Raw genomic sequence first — 17,392 nt, 5'->3', positions numbered from 1 at the left:
CTTTGTCGCCAACCGCAAAAACTGGCTTGCAGACCCACACTATTGGCGCGAAAAGACCCGTGAGATTGAAGATCGCCTGAGTGATGCCCTCCATGAGCGCCTCACCCAGAGATTCGTCGACCGGCGCACCAGCGTGCTGCTCCGCCACCTGAAAGACAAACGTATGGTATCTCCCGAGATCAATGAGCGCGGCGAAGTAAGGCTGGAAGGCCACCTTCTCGGCACGCTCGAAGGCTTCCGCTTCACCCTGGCGCGCTCCGATGGAGAGCTCGATGCCAAGGGCACCCGCACTGCAGCGGATCAGGTCGTGGCTCCGGAGATCCGCAATCGCGCCGATCGCCTTGCCGGCGCGCCGAACGAGGAATTCGTTCTAGCAACCGATGGTCGCCTGCGCTGGCGCGGTGACATCGTGGCCGAACTCGCCGAAGGCGACAGCCTCTATCGTCCGCGCATCATCATCCTCGCCGACGAATCGCTGACCGGCGTCGATCTCGAGCGCGTGCAGGATCGCCTGGCGCTCTGGCTGCGCCACCACGTCAATACGACGCTCGAACAGGTCATGGCGCTTGAAGCCCCGGCCGATGTCGAAGGCCCCGCCCGTGGCATCGCCTTCCAGCTCTTTGAGCATCTTGGTCTCCTGCCGCGTGGACAGGTCTCGGACGAGGTCAAGGGCCTCGACCAGGATGTTCGCGGCAAGATGCGCAAGCTGGGCATCAAGTTTGGCGCTTATCACATCTACCTGCCGCTTTCGCTGAAGCCAGCGCCACGCGAACTGGCCCTGATCCTTTTTGCGCTGCGCAATGGTGGTATCCGGCAGCCGGGTGTCACCGATATCCCGCATATCGTGCTCTCGGGCCGCACCTCGTTCCTGGTCGATCCGGAAGTCGATCCGCGCCTTTACGAGATCGCGGGCTTCAAGGTTGCCGGCAAGCGCGCTGTGCGCGTCGACATTCTCGAGCGCCTGGCCGATATCATTCGTCCGCTGATCGCCATCGACCCGACCCGTTTCCAGGGCGAGCCGCCGGCCGGTGCTGCCGAAGGCAATGGTTTCCGTGTCACCGTGGAAATGACGAGCCTCCTCGGTTGCTCGGGCGAAGATTTTGCCTCGATCCTGACGTCGCTCGGCTATCGCGTGCGCCGCACGCCTAAGGCTGCTGCGCCTGCCGCAGAGGCCAGCGCGGAAGCGCCGGCGCTCGACGCAGTGCTGGCGGACAATCCGGCCGAGGTCGAGGCTCCGGCCGAAGAATCGCCGGTTGCCGAAGCCGCGGTCGAGACACCGGCTGTGGCCGAGGGCATTGTCGACGAGGCCCAGTCAGCGGAAGCGGCAGTGCCTGCCGAGCCGGAATTCGACGAAATCTGGTTCCCTGGTGGCCGCCGCCACAACGAGAACAACCACAATGGCCGCCGGCAGGGCAATCGCCGTCCCGAAGGCGCCGAGGGTGGCGAAGCCAAGACCGAAGGTCGTGGGCGTCCCGATCGCTCGCGTCCCAAGGGGCCGCGTCGTCCCGAAGGCGAACGTCCGGCATCCAATGGCAATGGCAAGCCGGGTGGCAATGGCCGCCCGCGCAATGACGAACGTCAGCGCCCTGACAAGGGCGATCGGCAGGATCGTCGCCCGGTTCGCGAAGAGCGCAAGGTCGCCTTCGATCCGGACAGCCCCTTTGCCGCACTTGCCGCCCTGCGCGGCAAGACGGAGTAGCGTTTGACAGGGCCGGGCGAGATACCGCTCCACAAGGAGCGGCTCGACCGGTTCCTGTTTTTCTCGCGCGCTGTCAAATCGCGCACACTGGCACAGAAAATCATCGAATCTGGCGCCGTTCGGGTCAATTCCGAGCGCACTGAGCGCACCGATCACAAGATCGGGGCGGGCGATGTGCTGACCATGTCGCTGCATGGCAAGATCCTGGTCTGGCGCATTCTGGACCCGGGGACCCGCCGCGGTCCCGCCAGCGAAGCCCAGGGGCTTTACGAGGACATTTCCCCACCACCGGTGCCGCGGGCCGAACAGTCTCCCTATGATGCCGCCATTGCCGAGCGGCCTGTGGGTGCGGGGCGTCCGACCAAGAAGGAACGGCGCGAGACCGACGCGCTCAAGCGCGACGACTGACGCCGAAACCGCCCTTGCGGGCACACCATTGCGCGGGCGAGGCCAAATGCGCCAATCCGTCCCTTGCCAGTGCCTTGCGAGGACCGGCAAAAAAGTTTAGCACCTGTCCCGTTGAGACTGTCGCTGGCCTGCCCCCAAATGGCCGCGGCCCCCGTCGAGGACTGCTCCTTCTATGACCTATATCGTCACTGACAATTGCATCGCCTGCAAATACACGGATTGCGTGGAAGTCTGTCCGGTGGACTGTTTCTACGAAGGCGAGAACATGTTGGTCATTCATCCCGATGAATGCATCGATTGCGGCGTCTGCGAGCCCGAATGCCCGGCGGAAGCGATCCGCCCGGACACCGAAAGTGGCCTCGACAACTGGCTCGAACTCAACCGCAAGTATTCGGCCGCCTGGCCGAACCTGACCGAGCGCCGCGATGCCCTGCCCGAAGCCAAGGAGCGCGACGGGGAGACCGGCAAGCTCGAGAAGTATTTCTCCGAGACGCCCGGCGAAGGCGACTGATCCGGCGCCGGCCGTTACTGAACGCCAGAAGCCAAGCATTGGTAGGCATTTGTCATCGTTCCGTCACCGGCGGACGAAGACGGCATAGGCACGAATCGGTGTTCCGATTCGTTCCTTTTGATTTTGCTGAATTTTTGTGCTATGGTCCTTCTAAATGCAGTTCAGCCCTTCACCCAGACCGTGCCGCAAGGCACGATTTTTTTGACACAACATCCCCTGTTGCATGGCACTTCGGAACAAAGCGGAACCGAAGACCGTGGGTGCTCGTACTGCAAAAGAGCCCGTATGAACGGGCGAAGTAGTGTGGATGGACAGTCCTTCCCGCAAGGAACTGGCCATTCTGGGGCGTCAACAAGGAGTTCCAGCATATGGTAGCCAAGAAGTCTCAGCAGCGGCTCGGTTTCAAGACGGGTGAGTATGTCGTCTATCCGGCCCATGGCGTCGGTCTGATCGTCAACATCGAAGAGCAGGAGGTCGCCGGCCTCACTCTCGAACTGTTCGTGATCAGCTTCGAGCAGGACAAGCTGACCCTTCGCGTTCCCGTTGCCAAGATCAAGTCCGTCGGCATGCGCAAGCTGGCCGAAGAAGACGAAGTCAAAAAGGCCCTCGAAACCGTCACGGGCCGGGCTCGCGTCAAGCGCACCATGTGGTCGCGCCGCGCCCAGGAATATGAAGCAAAGATCAATTCGGGCGACCTGATCGCGATTTCCGAAGTCGTGCGCGATCTCTACCGCTCCGACGATCAGCCCGAGCAGTCCTATTCCGAACGCCAGCTCTTCGAGCAGGCCATGGACCGCATGAGCCGTGAAATCAGCGCCGTCAACAAGCTGACGCTGACCGAAGCCGTGCAGCTCATCGAAAAGCAGCTCGCCAAGAGCCCGAAGCGCACCAAGGCGGATGCCGCTGAATCGGAAAGCGACGAGGAAGCTGCGTAAGCAGCTTCGGCAACATGAATGCAAAAGGCCGGCAGTGATGCCGGCCTTTTTGTTTGTGTTCCTGGCGCGTTTCGTCAGTTGAGACGATAGGCCCCGCTTTCAAGGGCCGCAATGACTGCCGCAAGGGTCTGGCCCCGGTCGAGGCCGGCGGTATCGAGCACGTGCTTTCCATGGGTGCCGAGATCGGCAAATTCGATGAAGAGGTTGGTGACGACGGTGGGGTCGGTGAGGCTGTCGCCGCCCCGGGCCTCGCAGCGGGCGACGGCATCCTCCAGGGGCGGGCGCAGCACGATATAGTGGAGCGGCAGGCCAAGGGCCTCGAAGGCCGGCAGCCACCAGGGGCGCACGACGCCATCGAGGGCGACGAAATAGCCGTGGCTGGCATAGCGGGCGGACACATCGGCGGCGATCTGCATCACCATGCGGTTCTGATCGTCGGATTCAGGCAACCAGGGCGGAATATGGCCGTGCTTGATATTGCCCCAGAAGTCATCGGAGTGAATGTGTACCTTGGGCACGCCCGGCAGGTGGGCCAGGGCTTCGGCGGTGGTGGTCTTGCCCGAGCCCGGGGAGCCCGAAATGATGGCGATATGTCCCGCCAGACCCTGCATTACTCGCCCTTTCCGAGGAGATCGCCGAGGCGCACCGTGGCGCTGCCCGGGCGGAGCGGCTTCTGCTGGCTTTCATGCGGCACCCAGCCGGCGAGCCAGATGATTTCGAGCGTGGCGCGCACGCGGCCATCGGCATCGCCCGCGGCCTGCTGATAGGCGCTGGCCGCTTCGGTGAGGAGGGTACGCGTCGCAAAGCGTTTCGGCCGGTCGACGAGCGGATTGGCAGCGCCCAGCGCCTTGAGTTCGGCCATGAGGGCCAGGGCATTGGCGTAGCGCACGGTGTGCGTCTCGACATCGGCCACCGGCAGAGCGAAGCCGGCGCGCTGCAGGAGGCCTCCGGCGTCGCGCACCTGCGCCATGGGAGCGACGCGGGCCGAGGCGCCGCCGGAGACGAGGCTATCGGCGGCCAGAAACGCTTCACGCAGTTCGGTAAAGCTTTCCCCTCCGATCATGGCGACGAGCAGCAGGCCATCGGGCCGCAAGCGGGCGCGCAGCCGCGCCATGTGGCCGGGCACGTCATTGACCGCCTGCAGGTGGAGCAGGGAGACGATGAGGTCGAACGAGCCTTCCGGCAGGTCCGGGAACTCGTCGGGCCCGCCAAAGGCTTGGACGGGGCGAAACGAGACACGGCCCGATGCGGTATTGACCTCGTGGGGCAAGAGATCGACGTCGGGGGCGATCAGTACGGCGTCAGTAAAATCGCGGCGATGGGCGCCAAGCCGGTCGGCCATGTCGTCAAAGACCAGGTCGCGGACGAAATTATCGCGATTGGGACGGCGCCGCAGGTTGCGGGCGATCTGAGTGGCATCGAAGAGGCGGGGCGGCTGGGACATGCCGAAGTCTTCCGAAAGAACTGGCCATAGGGGGCGGCCATGAAGCACTATGGCCCTTATGGAGAGCGGGGCGCGTGAAGTCAAAGGGGCGGGGCTGGCTGGGCGCCTGATGCGGGGCGGGCGCCTGATTGCCGGGGCGTTGCTCGACCAGCTCTATCCGCCGGCCTGTGCGGCCTGCAGCCGACCGATTGCCGAGGGAAGCGGCGTTTGTGCGGCGTGCTTTGCCGGTCTCGTTCCGATCACCGCGCCGCTTTGCCCGGTGCTCGGTATTCCCTTTGACCTGACGCTAGGCGATGGGGCGGTCAGTGCCGAGGCCCTGGCCGATCCGCCTCCCTTTGGCAGGGCGCGGGCGGCGGTGCGTTATGGAGAGGTCGCCCAGTCGCTGGTCGGGCGGCTCAAATATGGCGATCGGACCGAGCTGGCGGCGTTTTGCGGGCGGCTGATGGCGGGGGCAGGGCACGAATATTGGCCGGCGCGGCCATTGCTCGTGCCAGTGCCGCTGCATGCGAGCCGCCTGCGCTTTCGGCGCTATAACCAATCGTTGCTGCTGGCACGCGTACTGGGGCGGCAAGTTGGGCTGGATGTCGACCCGTTCCTCGTGCGGCGCCATCGCAAGACGCGGTCCCAGGTGGGACTTTCCGGCGATGGCCGGGCCCGTAATGTGCAGGGAGCCTTTGCCGTACACCCTGACGCGGTGGTGCGGCTGCGCGGGCGCGGGGTGGTGCTGGTCGACGACGTCTATACGACGGGCGCCACCGTTCGGGCGGTAACACAGGCGCTATTGCGTGGCGGGGCGGCGCAGGTCGATATCTTGACCTTTGCCCGCGTTGTCAGGGGCGACGAAGTGCCCATATAAGAAGGCCAGACCATCGGAGCCCCACATGGCCAAAATCGAAATCTACACCACCCCGACCTGCCCCTATTGCCATGCCGCCAAGGCGCTGCTGGCCGAAAAGGGTGTCGACTATACCGAAATCACCGTGCTTGACCCCGAGCTGCGCGAGGCCATGACCCAGCGCGCCCATGGGCGTCGCACGGTGCCGCAGATTTTTATCGGCGACACCCATGTCGGTGGCTATGACGATATGGCCGCGCTCGACCGAGCAGGCGGGCTCGATCCGCTGCTTGCCCAATAGTTCTTTCTTCTTGCTCGGTGTCCTTCCCGGACAAGCGGGAAGCCATTCTGCGGCAGAGATTCCCGCTTTTGCGGGAATGACACCGCGAGTGGCCGGACCCAAAAGAGACCAAAATGAAAATCGCTGCTATCCAGATGCGTTCGGGCCTTGACCCAGAGGCCAACTTCGAAAGTCTCGTACCGCTCCTCACGGAGGCGGCAGCGCAGGGCGTCGACTATGCGCTCACGCCGGAAGTGACGATGATCTTTCCGGAAAACCGCGAGCAGCTGCGGTCGGTGGCGGCGCCTTTCGAAGGGCATCCGCAGCTCGCCAAGGTGGGGGAACTCGCCAAGCGCCTTGGGCTTCACGTCCATATCGGGTCGCTGCCCATTCCCTTGGACGACGGCCGGTTCGCCAATAGGTCGGTGCTGTTTGCGCCGACGGGTGAGCAGGTCGCGACCTATGACAAGATCCACCTGTTCGATGCCGATATTGCCGGGCTCAATGCCTATCGCGAAAGCGCGACCTACAAGGGCGGAGAAGAGGCGGTGACGGCGCCGCTCGACCCGTTCACGCTCGGCTTTTCCATCTGCTACGACATGCGCTTTCCAAAACTCTACAACACGCTGGCCAATGCCGGGGCAAATCTCATTGCCGTGCCGGCGGCCTTTACCGTGCCGACGGGGCAGGCGCATTGGCATGTGCTGTTGCGGGCCCGCGCAATCGAAACGGGCTCCTATGTCATCGCGGCGGCGCAGGGCGGCAACCACCCCAACGGCCGGGCGACCTATGGACATTCGCTTGTTATCGATCCGTGGGGCAAGGTGATCGCCGAGCTTGATCATGACGAGCCGGGTGTGCTCGTCGCCGAGATCGATCCGCAGGCGGTGGTGGAGGCGCGGCAGCGCATTCCGGCCCTGGCCAATGCGCGCGATTTCGCCAAGCCGGGTTTGCACGGCTAAGCGGCCGTCCTATATGCTGAAAAGGGGTGCAGATCGGTGCCCCGCAAGAAACGATAGAATCGTGATCCAGTACGCACTCCAGTGTTCGAACGGGCATCGCTACGACGCCTGGTTCAAAAGCGCTGCCGCCTATGACGAGCAGCAGGCGCGGGGCATTGTCTCCTGCGCTGTCTGTGGCGACCCAAAGATTGAAAAGGCGCCGATGGCGCCTGCCGTCGCCCGCACCGACAATGAGCGCGTCCCACTCTCGGCAGCGCATCCGGAAGCGGCGAAACTGCGCGAAATGCTGCGCGAATATCGCAAGCTCGTGACCACCGAGGCCGACTATGTCGGCGATCGTTTTGCCGAGGAAGCGCGCAAGATCCACTTCGAGGAAGCCGAGGCGCGCGGGATCTACGGGGAAGCAACGCGCGAGGAAGTCACGGCTCTGCTCGAAGACGGTGTCGAGTTCCTGCCCCTGCCGGACCTGCCGGAGGAGCACAATTGAACCTTTTCGAGCGCGCCCAGTTTGACAAGCACCTTGGCGATATGCCGGGCGTCACTTTTGTCGATCAATGGGATGCGCGCGTCGCCAAGGTTGGCGGCAAGGTTTTTGCTCTTTTGTCCGACGCGGTGCCGCTGCGATTGGTGTTCAAATGTGGCGAAGACAGCTTTGATATCCTGACGGCCCTTGAAGGTGTCGACCAGGCTGCCTATTTCGCCAAGCGTCAATGGGTTTCGGTGACTGAGGGCGCGCCCCTCAGTGCCGACGATCTTCTTGCCTATATCGGGCGCTCGCATGCTCTGGTTGCCAAGGGGCTGACCAAGAAACTGCGAGCGGAACTCGGTATCCGCGAGGGCTGAACAGAATTCAAAATCCGATGCTTGGGGTCGCGTGCTGTCTATAGGGCTCGCTGCCTTCCGCACCTTCATGGAGTGATTGAGATGACCAAACTCGACGCAAGCCTGTCGGGCAGCTTTGCCATCGGCGGAGACCTCAAGGTCAACCGCCTCGGCTTCGGCGCCATGCGCATCACCGGCAAGGGCATTTGGGGGCCCCCGGAAGATCACGACGAAGCCATCCGCGTGCTGAAGCGCCTGCCGGAAATCAATGTCGATCTTATCGACACGGCCGAAAGCTACGGCCCCTATATCAGCGAAGATCTGATTGCCGAGGCGCTGGCGCCTTATACCAAGGGGACGATTGTCGCCACCAAGAGCGGTTTGACCCGCACAGGTCCAGACCAGTGGCACCAGGTCGGCCGCCCCGAATTTTTGCGCCAGGGCGTAATGACCAGCCTGCGTCGCCTGAAGCTTGAACGGCTCGACCTCTGGCAGCTACACCGCATCGACGCGCAGACGCCGCGCGCCGATCAGTTCGAAGTCATCGCCGCCATGCAGAAGGAAGGCCTGATCCGTCATGTCGGCCTTTCCGAAGTCAGCGTTGCCGACATCGAGGAAGCCTCAAAATACTTCAAGGTCGCGACTGTCCAGAACCTCTACAATTTTGCTAACCGCAAGAGCGAAGCCGTGCTCGAACATTGCGAGAAGAACGGTATTGGCTTCATTCCCTGGTCCCCGCTCGCTGGTGGGAACCTGGTCGAAGGCCATGAGGGTGCCAAGTCGATCCTCCAGAAGCACAATATCTCGGGCAGCCAGATCGCGCTTGCCTGGCTGCTGAAGCGCTCGCCGGTCATGCTGCCTATTCCGGGCACCGGCAAGGTGAAGCACCTTGAAGACAATGTCGCCGCTGCGGCCGTAAACCTCAGCGACGAGGATTTTGCAACGCTGGACGCGATCGCCACGCGCTAAGCGCCGAGCACGATAGCAAGGCCAGTACCCCAGGGGTCGGAAACCGCGAGGTTTGCGGCCCCTTCGTTTATCTCGATCCCGGTCGCCGAGAGACGTGCCTTGGCTGCGTCCAGCACCGATTGATCGGATGCGAGGAGATTGAAGCCGGCAAGGCCTGTGGCTTGCGGATTGCGCTGGCCCGCCCCGGCGCTCTGCCAGGTGTTGAGCGCCACATGGTGATGGTAACGCCCCGAGGACAGGAACACCGCGTCTGCGTGGCCACTGGTGATGTCGAGGCCAAGCGCGGCCGCATAGAAGGTCCGGGCCTCTTCGATATTACCAGCGCGCAGGTGGATATGGCCGATACGCATCCCACTCGGAGCGCCGGAAAAGGTGTCGTTCTCGGTGTCGGTCAGGGCAAGCAGGCTATCGAAGTCGATGGCCTCGGTGCCCATGATGACGGTGTCGCCATTCCAGCTCCAGAGTTCGGGCGCCCGGTCGGCATAGACTTCGATGCCATTGCCTTCCGGGTCATCGAGATAGACCGCCTCGCTGACGCGGTGGTCGGCAAAGCCCGAAAACTGATATTGCGCCATGGCCGTATGCACCAGCCAGCGGGCCAGCTCGGCGCGCGAGGGCATCAGGAACGCGGTGTGATAGAGTCCGGCCTCCGTTGGCGGCTCGATGGGCGCATCGGGGCGGTGTTCAAGCGTGAGGAGTGTGATGCCATCGACACCGAGCAGTGTCGTCTCGGCGGTGGTTTCGAGTACCGACAGCCCCAGGATCTCGGAATAAAAGCGCGTCATGAGTTCGACGTCACGCACGCGCAGGGTCACGTCGCGGACATGCAGCGGGGTCGAGGTGGCGAAGAGGCCGTCATATTCTGAGAGGATCGAAAAGCTGCCGCCTTCGGCACGCAGGGCGCCGGTCAGGGCGGCCGAGGCGGTGGCGGCACCGGCAAGGCGCAAGAGGTGGCGGCGATTGATCGGCATCATCTGTCTCCCAAATTTGCGCTCTGGCTAGCATGGAGGCGTCAGGCGCGGGCGACACAGATTAGTGTTCCCAATGGCGTCGAGGCGAACGCTGCGTTCGTTCCCGCAGAACACTAGCCAGTCCGTTGCCCGAACTGCCTGCGGCGGCCTCATGCTTTGGCATGCGGTCGGTCGGTTCAATGATTTTAGGAGGTTAGGGTCGGCCCAATAGGGAGGGTGGAATCCCCGCTATCGGGCCTGACCAGTTCAGCTGTCTTGGCAGACCGCTGAGTGGCTGAGCGGGGCTTTAGCACCGCTCTTCTGGCTTGTCACGGATTTGTTGTATTAATCCGGTTTGAACGCGATAGCGCGCTTGCGGACGCCCTGAGCCTGCGCCAGCCAGAAGTTATATGCCGCGGTGATAATATCGCGCTGCACGAAATCTCGAAAATTGTGACCGCTGCGTCGCCAAAAGTTACGTCCATCGGTCTCGCCACGCTGGCGACGAAACACCTCAAGATCGCTGCCGGCACGCTTTCATCGGTCGTTCCAAGCCGGTCCTCTTGCAGGAAAAAGGCTGGATCGAGTTGGCGCACCACCAAAATTTTAGACAAGGTGCCCGCCGGGTTGAACAAGGCCTCGTCAGCGGGGTCGCTGAGGATTTCCTCGCCTTCCAAAATGCGCTGTGCCGCTGCGCGGGAGACGATATAGCCGGCCGCGCCGCCGACGGCGCTGTGAAGACGAAACAGGGAGTAACCCGCGATCGTACTCTCCGCTTGAGGAGCTAGACGCAGGCGAACGTTATCAGCTTCGAGACGCAGCAGATCGATAGCCGGCGCGGCGCGGTCAATCTCCTGCAATAGCCTGCCTAGCGATGGCGACAGGATGGTGTCATCTTCGAAGATGGCGGCGAAAGCCGCGTCAGTCTCAAGAAATCGTCTCATCGCCTCGGCATGGCTGAGGCTGCAAGCTAGTTCTCCTTCGCTTTGCCAGCGATGAGCGTCGATATTGCAGTAGCGTGCCCGCTGTTGGTCGGTAACAACAGCGGGGGTCAGTGCCTCAACACGCTCGGCAACAATGCCCAACGCGCCAAAGCGGGCTTCCATGCTGGCGCGCCGGTCAGTCCTCGCTGCTAAATTGATGTAGTAGGCCTGCATTGCTTGAGGTTAGTTCCAGAGCTTGTCGATGGCCTTGGTGTCGCGCACGGCGCCCTTGGCGGCGGAGGTCACGAGGGCGGCGTAGGCTTTGAGTGCGGTGGTCACCTTGCGCTTGCGCGGGTGGGCGGGCTTCCAACCGAGCTTGTCCTGTTCGGCACGGCGGGCGGCCATTTCGGCATCCGAGACCAGCACATTGACGGTGCGGTTGGGGATGTCGATCTCGATGATGTCGCCTTCGCGCACGAGGCCGATGGCGCCGCCTTCGGCGGCTTCAGGCGAAGCGTGACCGATGGAGAGGCCCGAAGTGCCGCCCGAGAAGCGACCGTCGGTGAGCAGCGCGCAGGCTTTGCCGAGGCCCTTCGATTTCAGGTAGCTCGTGGGATAGAGCATTTCCTGCATGCCGGGGCCGCCCTTGGGGCCTTCATAACGGATCACCAGCACGTCGCCGGGCTTGATCTCGTTGGAGAGGATCGCCTTGACGGTCGAATCCTGGCTTTCAAACACGCGGGCCGGGCCGGTGAATTTGAGGATCGATTCATCGACGCCTGCCGTCTTCACGATGCAGCCATCGAGCGCGATATTGCCCTTGAGGACAGCGAGGCCGCCATCCTTGGAGAAGGGGTGGTCCGGCGAACGGATCGCGCCATTGGTGCGGTCGGTGTCGAGTTCGGCCCAGCGATTGGACTGCGAGAAGGCTTCGGTGGTGCGGACGCCGCCGGGAGCGGCCATGTAGAAGTTGCGCACGGCTTCCGAATTGGTGCGCGAAATATCCCATTTGTCGATGGCATCGCCCATGGTCGCCGCGTGAACCGTCGGTTCCTTGCGATTGATCAGGCCGCCGCGATCGAGCTGGCCGAGAATGGCAAAAATGCCGCCGGCGCGGTGGACGTCTTCCATGTGCACGTCGTTCTTGGCCGGAGCCACTTTCGAGAGCACGGGAACGCGACGCGAGAGGGCGTCGATGTCGTCCATGGTGAAGTCGACGCCGCCTTCATGGGCAGCGGCCAGAATGTGCAGCACCGTATTGGTCGAGCCGCCCATGGCGATATCGAGCGCCATGGCGTTTTCAAAGGCTTGCTTGGTCGCGATGGAGCGCGGCAGCACGGTTTCGTCGTCCTGCTCGTAGTAGCGACGGGCGAGGTCGACGATCAGGTGACCGGCTTCCTGGAACAGGCGCTTGCGGTCCGAATGGGTGGCGAGTGTCGAGCCATTGCCCGGCAGCGACAGGCCCAGGGCTTCGGTGAGGCAGTTCATCGAATTGGCAGTGAACATGCCCGAGCAGGAGCCGCAGGTGGGGCAGGCGGCTTCTTCAACGGCCTGCACTTCTTCGTCGGTATAGTGGTCGTCGGCTGCCATCACCATGGCGTCGACGAGATCGAGCGCCTGCAGCTTGCCTTTGACGATCGCCTTGCCGGCTTCCATCGGGCCGCCGGAAACGAAGACCACCGGGATATTGAGGCGCATGGCTGCGTTCAGCATGCCGGGCGTGATCTTGTCGCAATTGGAAATGCAGACCATGGCGTCGGCGGTGTGCGCGTTGACCATGTATTCGACCGAGTCGGCGATGATGTCGCGGCTCGGCAGCGAATAGAGCATGCCGTCGTGGCCCATGGCGATGCCATCGTCCACGGCAATGGTGTTGAATTCCTTGGCAACGCCGCCGGCAGCTTCGATTTCGCGGGCGACGAGCTGGCCGAGATCCTTCAGGTGGACGTGGCCAGGCACGAACTGGGTGAAGGAGTTGACCACCGCGATAATGGGCTTGCCGAAATCGCCTTCCTTCATGCCTGTGGCGCGCCACAGGCCACGTGCGCCGGCCATGTTGCGGCCATGAGTGGTTGTGCGGGAGCGATAGACAGGCATGGCGGTTTCCTCAATACGTTGTCGCCGGTGGGGCCGGAGTTCCCTTTTCTTTAGACCCATTCCAGGGCAGCTTCAAGAAATTTCCGTACCGTACCGTACGGTACGGTTATGTCGGAAAGACATGGCGTCCTGTTATCGCGAATGGTCCACGAAGATGGACGGACCCCGGAGCGGCATTCGCCTCGAAGTGATTTGGTAGATGAAGCGGATACCGCTCCGGAGTGCCCTTTTTTCGGACAGGACTCACAGCACCTTTTTGAACGCTCGTCGCAAGGCGGCCAATCCCACGAACGTGCAGGGGAGACGATCCCATGCCAGGCCCCCTCGCTACTGTCGTCTGCAGACCGTCCGTGCGAGGTTGGATAGGGCTAGTATGAGGGCATAATGATGGGCGGGGATAAGATGCATAGATTAGTGGGCCCCCGACGGGGGCCGATGATCAGGCGGCGGGGCGTTCTGCCAGCAGCATGTAATTGACCGCCATGTCCGAGGAGAGGCGCCATTCATCGGCTATCGGGTTGAAGGTGACGCCCTTGCCTTCGATCACTTTCAGCCCGTTTCGCGTGATCAGGCTCCGGATCTCGTCGGGAGTGAGAAACTTCTTCCAGTCATGCGTGCCCTTGGGCAGCCAGCCCAGCACATATTCCGCACCGAGAATGGCGAGAGCATAGGCGCGGGCGGTGCGGTTGAGCGTGGCGGTAAACATCAGACCGCCCGGCGCGACGAGATCGGCGCAGCTCTTCATGTAGAGCGGCACATTGTCGACATGCTCCACCACTTCCATGTTGAGCACGACGTCGAATTTCTCGCCCGCTTCTACCAGCGCTTCGGAGGTGGTGACGCGATAATCGATGTCGAGGCCGGATTGTTCGGCGTGGATCCTGGCAATAGCAATGTTGCGCTCGGCCGCATCGACCCCGGTCACGCTGGCGCCAAGGCGGGTAAGCGGCTCGCACAAAAGCCCGCCGCCGCAGCCGATGTCGACGATCTTGAGACCTTCGAGCGGGCGCATGCCCGAGGTGTCGCGGCCAAAATGGGCCGCGAGGTTGTCGCGGATATAAGCGAGGCGCACCGGATTGAACTTATGGAGTGGCTTGAACTTGCCCTTGGGGTCCCACCACTCCTCGGCCATGGCCGTGAATTTGGCGATCTCGGCGTCGTTGATCGTGGTTTGGGACATTTTGGGCTCCTTGATGCTCTCATATGGCCCAGCTTGGCCCGGTCATTCAAGGCGCGGGGTGACGCAGCGCGCGTGATGCCAGTTGATCCCAGCGGCGCTTTGTGGCATTTCCCCGCGCTAATGAAAGCGTACCGCTGGGTTCGGCGGAAAAGGCTTTGGATTGTCGCGCTATCGAGGCGCAAAAGTGGGAGCACTTTTGCCGGCAGCGCTCTAGTCGGGGAAGAAAGTGGCCCGTATCGTCGTCAAGTTCGGTGGCACTTCGATGGCCAATATCGAACGCATCCGCCATTCCGCCCTCCATGTGAAGCGCGAGGTCGAGGCCGGCAATGAAGTTGCCGTTGTCGTCTCGGCCATGTCCGGCAAAACCAATGAACTGGTTGGCTGGGTCAACGAGGCCAGCAAGCTTCACGACGCACGCGAATATGATGCGGTCGTCGCTTCGGGTGAGCAGGTGACTGCCGGCCTCATGGCGATCGTGCTGGCCGAGATGGGCATTCAGTCGCGCTCCTTCTCGGGCTGGCAGGTGCCGATCAAGACCGACGACGCGCATGGCGCGGCGCGGATCACCGAGATCGACCCGACAGAACTCGACAAGCGCATGAAGGACGGCTGGGTGCCTGTGATCACCGGCTTCCAGGGCATTTCGCCCCATGGCCGGGTGACGACGCTGGGCCGCGGCGGTTCGGATACCTCGGCCGTGGCCGTGGTGGCCGCCGCCGTTGGTGCGGATCGTTGCGACATCTATACCGATGTGGACGGCGTTTACACCACCGACCCGCGCATCGTGCCCAAGGCACAGCGCATGACCAAGATTTCCTTCGAGGAAATGCTTGAGATGGCTTCGCTCGGCGCGAAGGTCTTGATGCTGCGCTCGGTCGAAATGGCCATGGCCTACAAGGTACGCCTCCTGGTGCGCTCCAGTTTTGATGACCCCAATGCGCCCCAGATTGCGCCTGATGGGACCCCCGGTGTTCCCGGCACGCTTGTTTGCGATGAGGATGAGATCATGGAAAAGCAGATCGTTTCGGGCGTGACGCTCGCCAAGGCCGAGGCCAAGATCACCCTGCGCGACGTCAAGGACAAGCCCGGCGTTGCCGCCGCCATTTTCGGCCAGCTGGCCGACCAGGGCATTATCGTCGACATGATCGTGCAGAACATTGCCGATGATGGCGCGACCACCGACATCACCTTCACCGTGCCCGACAGCGAATACGACAAGGCGGTCAAGGCGCTCGAAAACAATGGCGGCAAGTTCGAATATGCCCGCCTTTCTGGCTCCAAGGGCGGGGCGAAGGTCTCGGTCGTGGGCGTCGGCATGCGCAGCCATGCTGGCGTTGCGTCTTCGATGTTCAAGGCTCTTGCCGACAAGGGCATCAACATTCAGCTGATCACCACTTCGGAAATCAAGACCTCGGTCCTGATCGATGAAGAATATGCAGAGCTTGCGGTCCGCGCGCTGCACACCTATTACGGTTTGGACAAGAAGGACGCCTGATCTCGTTTCGAGGGGAAGGGAGCCGCGTCCGAATTAGGGGGGCGGCTCGGCGGGGCCGCCGGATAATGGGATGGTCACGACCATAGGCGGCCCGAGGGTGCTGCTGCGTCAACTGCGTGAAACGATGGCGGAGCCTCTGGCTTCGCAGGCGCGCCTCGACAAGATCGTGTCCCTTATCGCCGACAATATGCGCGCCGACGTCTGCTCGTTCTACGTGCTGCGCGACGACGGTGCGCTCGAACTTTTCGCCACCAAGGGCCTCAAGGCCGAATCGGTCCACATGACGACGCTGCGTCTCGGCGAGGGTCTCGTGGGCCTTATTGCGTCCGAAGCCGAGCCGCTCAGCCTCGACGACGCCCCCAGCCACCCCGCCTTTGCCTATCGGCCGGAAACGGGCGAGGACAAATATAATTCATTTCTCGGCGTGCCGGTGCTGAGAGCGGGGCAAACCCTGGGGGTTCTGGTCGTTCAGAATGCCGAGCGGCGCCACTATGGCGAGGACGAAGCCGAGGCGATGCTGACTACGGCCACAATCCTGGCCGAGATGATCGCAACCTCGGATTTCGACAATCTGATCAAGCCGGGGTCCGATATCGATCTCAGGCGTCCCCGCATGTTCAACGGCGTCAGCTTTACCGATGGAATAGCGCTCGGTACCGTCGTGCTGCACGATCCGCGCGTGGTCGTCGTCAACTTCATCGCCGACGATACCGAGGCGGAAAAGGCCCGGCTCGACAAGGCCCTGGCCAGCATGCGCGTGTCGATCGATGCCATGCTCGACCATGGCGACATGCAGCCGAGCTCGGACCACCGGGAGATTCTCGAAACCTACCGCATGTTTGCCAATGACCGGGGCTGGGTGAAACGGCTGACCGAGGCGATCGACAATGGTCTTTCGGCGGAAGCTGCGGTCGAACGGGTGCAGAACGACACTCGCGCGCGCATGCTGAGGCAGACCGATCCCTATATCCGCGACCGGCTGCACGATCTTGACGATCTCGCCAACCGGCTCCTGCGCGTCCTGACCAATACCAGCCAGCCGGCGCATCGCGAACTGCCCGACAATGCCATTCTCGTCGCCCGCAACATGGGGCCGGCGGAACTGCTCGAATATGACCGCAAGAAGCTGCGCGGCCTTGTGCTCGAAGAGGGCGGGGCGACGGCGCACGTTGCCATCGTGGCGCGCTCGCTGGGCCTCGTGGCGGTGGGACAGGCCGATTCCATCGTCTCGATGTGCGAAAGCGGCGACGACATCATCATCGATGGTCCGGCGGGGCAGGTGCACCTGCGGCCGACGCCCGATGTCGAGCAGACCTATGTCGACAAGGTCCGGATTTCGGCCAAGCGCCGGGCGCATTATGCTGCGCTCAAGGACAAGCCGAGCATCACCAGGGACGGCGTCGATATCACGCTGTTGCATAATTCCGGGCTCGTCGCAGACCTGCCCATGCTCGACGACACCGGGGCAACCGGGGTTGGCCTCTTCCGTACCGAACTGCAGTTCATGATCGCGAGTAAGCTGCCGCGCCTGCAGGAACAGGTCGATCTCTATTCCGAGGCCATGGCGATTGCCGGGGATCGGCCGGTGGTCTTCCGCCTGCTCGATATCGGTGGCGACAAGGTCGTGCCCTATTTGCGCTCGATGGCCGAGGAAAACCCGGCCATGGGCTATCGCTCCATTCGTCTCGGCCTTGATCGGCCCGGGCTGTTGCGCACACAAATCCGCGCCTTGCTGATGGCCGCCAAGGGGCGGCCACTGAAAATTCTCGTGCCGATGGTCACGGAAACCTTCGAGTTCCGCCAGACCAAGCTCGTCGTTTCCAAGGAGCTGGAGCGGCTGCGGCGCGCCGGGGAACCGGTGCCCTCGCGGCTGGAGCTGGGG

At 62.7% G+C, this 17,392-nt stretch carries 17 protein-coding genes and 1 pseudogene; 12 read left to right on the top strand and 6 right to left on the bottom strand.

Features of this window, described 5'->3' with window-relative positions:
* From J0I64_RS05020 to J0I64_RS05005, 4 genes and pseudogenes are all read left to right on the top strand, one after another.
* Window positions 1-1,699, top strand: a pseudogene (locus J0I64_RS05020) (helicase); the annotation flags it as partial.
* A gap of 3 nt (window positions 1,700-1,702) precedes the next feature.
* Window positions 1,703-2,107: an RNA-binding S4 domain-containing protein gene (locus tag J0I64_RS05015; protein WP_291406515.1), complete on the top strand. Its 405-nt coding sequence runs from the start codon at window positions 1,703-1,705 to the stop codon at window positions 2,105-2,107.
* A gap of 172 nt (window positions 2,108-2,279) precedes the next feature.
* A complete protein-coding gene (gene fdxA / locus J0I64_RS05010) occupies window positions 2,280-2,618 on the top strand; it encodes a ferredoxin FdxA (protein WP_291406514.1) in 339 nt (112 codons plus the stop codon).
* Between the two features lie 368 nt (window positions 2,619-2,986).
* Window positions 2,987-3,553, top strand: coding sequence for a CarD family transcriptional regulator (locus J0I64_RS05005; RefSeq protein WP_035085351.1), 567 nt, complete (start codon window positions 2,987-2,989; stop codon window positions 3,551-3,553).
* A 74-nt stretch (window positions 3,554-3,627) separates the two neighbouring features.
* On the opposite strand, the gene J0I64_RS05000 is transcribed toward J0I64_RS05005, so the two are convergent.
* On the bottom strand, window positions 3,628-4,164 hold the full coding sequence (locus J0I64_RS05000; protein WP_291406513.1) for an AAA family ATPase: 537 nt from the start codon (window positions 4,162-4,164) through the stop codon (window positions 3,628-3,630).
* Window positions 4,164-4,997: a methyltransferase domain-containing protein gene (locus J0I64_RS04995; protein WP_291406512.1), complete on the bottom strand. Its 834-nt coding sequence runs from the start codon at window positions 4,995-4,997 to the stop codon at window positions 4,164-4,166. The genes J0I64_RS05000 and J0I64_RS04995 overlap by 1 nt, the downstream gene beginning before the upstream one ends.
* 49 nt (window positions 4,998-5,046) lie before the next feature.
* On the opposite strand from J0I64_RS04995, the gene J0I64_RS04990 reads away from it, so the two are divergent.
* From J0I64_RS04990 to J0I64_RS04965, 6 genes are all read left to right on the top strand, one after another.
* A complete protein-coding gene (locus J0I64_RS04990; RefSeq protein WP_291406511.1) occupies window positions 5,047-5,853 on the top strand; it encodes a ComF family protein in 807 nt (268 codons plus the stop codon).
* A gap of 25 nt (window positions 5,854-5,878) precedes the next feature.
* Window positions 5,879-6,133, top strand: coding sequence for a glutaredoxin 3 (grxC, locus tag J0I64_RS04985; RefSeq protein ID WP_291406510.1), 255 nt, complete (start codon window positions 5,879-5,881; stop codon window positions 6,131-6,133).
* 113 nt (window positions 6,134-6,246) lie between these two features.
* A complete protein-coding gene (locus J0I64_RS04980) occupies window positions 6,247-7,074 on the top strand; it encodes a carbon-nitrogen hydrolase family protein (RefSeq protein WP_291406509.1) in 828 nt (275 codons plus the stop codon).
* Window positions 7,075-7,135: 61 nt separating this feature from the next.
* A complete protein-coding gene (locus J0I64_RS04975; protein WP_291406508.1) occupies window positions 7,136-7,561 on the top strand; it encodes a DUF1178 family protein in 426 nt (141 codons plus the stop codon).
* The gene (locus tag J0I64_RS04970; protein WP_291406507.1) at window positions 7,558-7,917 is read left to right on the top strand and encodes an MmcQ/YjbR family DNA-binding protein; all 360 of its coding nucleotides are present in this window, start codon (window positions 7,558-7,560) and stop codon (window positions 7,915-7,917) included. Before J0I64_RS04975 ends, J0I64_RS04970 begins: the two co-directional genes overlap by 4 nt.
* A gap of 81 nt (window positions 7,918-7,998) precedes the next feature.
* A complete protein-coding gene (locus J0I64_RS04965) occupies window positions 7,999-8,865 on the top strand; it encodes an aldo/keto reductase (RefSeq protein WP_291406506.1) in 867 nt (288 codons plus the stop codon).
* Here the strand turns inward: J0I64_RS04965 and J0I64_RS04960 are convergent.
* From J0I64_RS04960 to ubiG, 4 genes are all read right to left on the bottom strand, one after another.
* Entirely contained in the window at window positions 8,862-9,836 is a 975-nt protein-coding gene (locus tag J0I64_RS04960) for a VOC family protein (protein WP_291406505.1), read from the bottom strand. The genes J0I64_RS04965 and J0I64_RS04960 overlap by 4 nt on opposite strands.
* Before the next feature lie 308 nt (window positions 9,837-10,144).
* The gene (locus tag J0I64_RS04955) at window positions 10,145-10,972 is read right to left on the bottom strand and encodes a glycosyltransferase family 25 protein (RefSeq protein WP_291406504.1); all 828 of its coding nucleotides are present in this window, start codon (window positions 10,970-10,972) and stop codon (window positions 10,145-10,147) included.
* Between the two features lie 9 nt (window positions 10,973-10,981).
* On the bottom strand, window positions 10,982-12,835 hold the full coding sequence (gene ilvD, locus J0I64_RS04950; RefSeq protein WP_291406503.1) for a dihydroxy-acid dehydratase: 1,854 nt from the start codon (window positions 12,833-12,835) through the stop codon (window positions 10,982-10,984).
* A gap of 439 nt (window positions 12,836-13,274) precedes the next feature.
* The gene (ubiG, locus tag J0I64_RS04945) at window positions 13,275-14,015 is read right to left on the bottom strand and encodes a bifunctional 2-polyprenyl-6-hydroxyphenol methylase/3-demethylubiquinol 3-O-methyltransferase UbiG (protein ID WP_291406502.1); all 741 of its coding nucleotides are present in this window, start codon (window positions 14,013-14,015) and stop codon (window positions 13,275-13,277) included.
* Window positions 14,016-14,241: 226 nt separating this feature from the next.
* Between ubiG and J0I64_RS04940 the strand changes: the two genes are divergently transcribed.
* Complete coding sequence (locus J0I64_RS04940; RefSeq protein WP_291406501.1) at window positions 14,242-15,510, top strand: aspartate kinase; 1,269 nt, start codon at window positions 14,242-14,244, stop codon at window positions 15,508-15,510.
* A gap of 70 nt (window positions 15,511-15,580) precedes the next feature.
* Window positions 15,581-17,392: putative PEP-binding protein (locus tag J0I64_RS04935; RefSeq protein ID WP_291406500.1), on the top strand; the 1,812-nt coding region annotated here is incomplete at its 3' end.

The organism is Devosia sp., from assembly GCF_017307565.1.
GTDB lineage: Bacteria > Pseudomonadota > Alphaproteobacteria > Rhizobiales > Devosiaceae > Devosia.
Note: the sequence above shows the minus strand (reverse complement) of the source record. Positions and strands in the feature narration are given on the sequence as shown.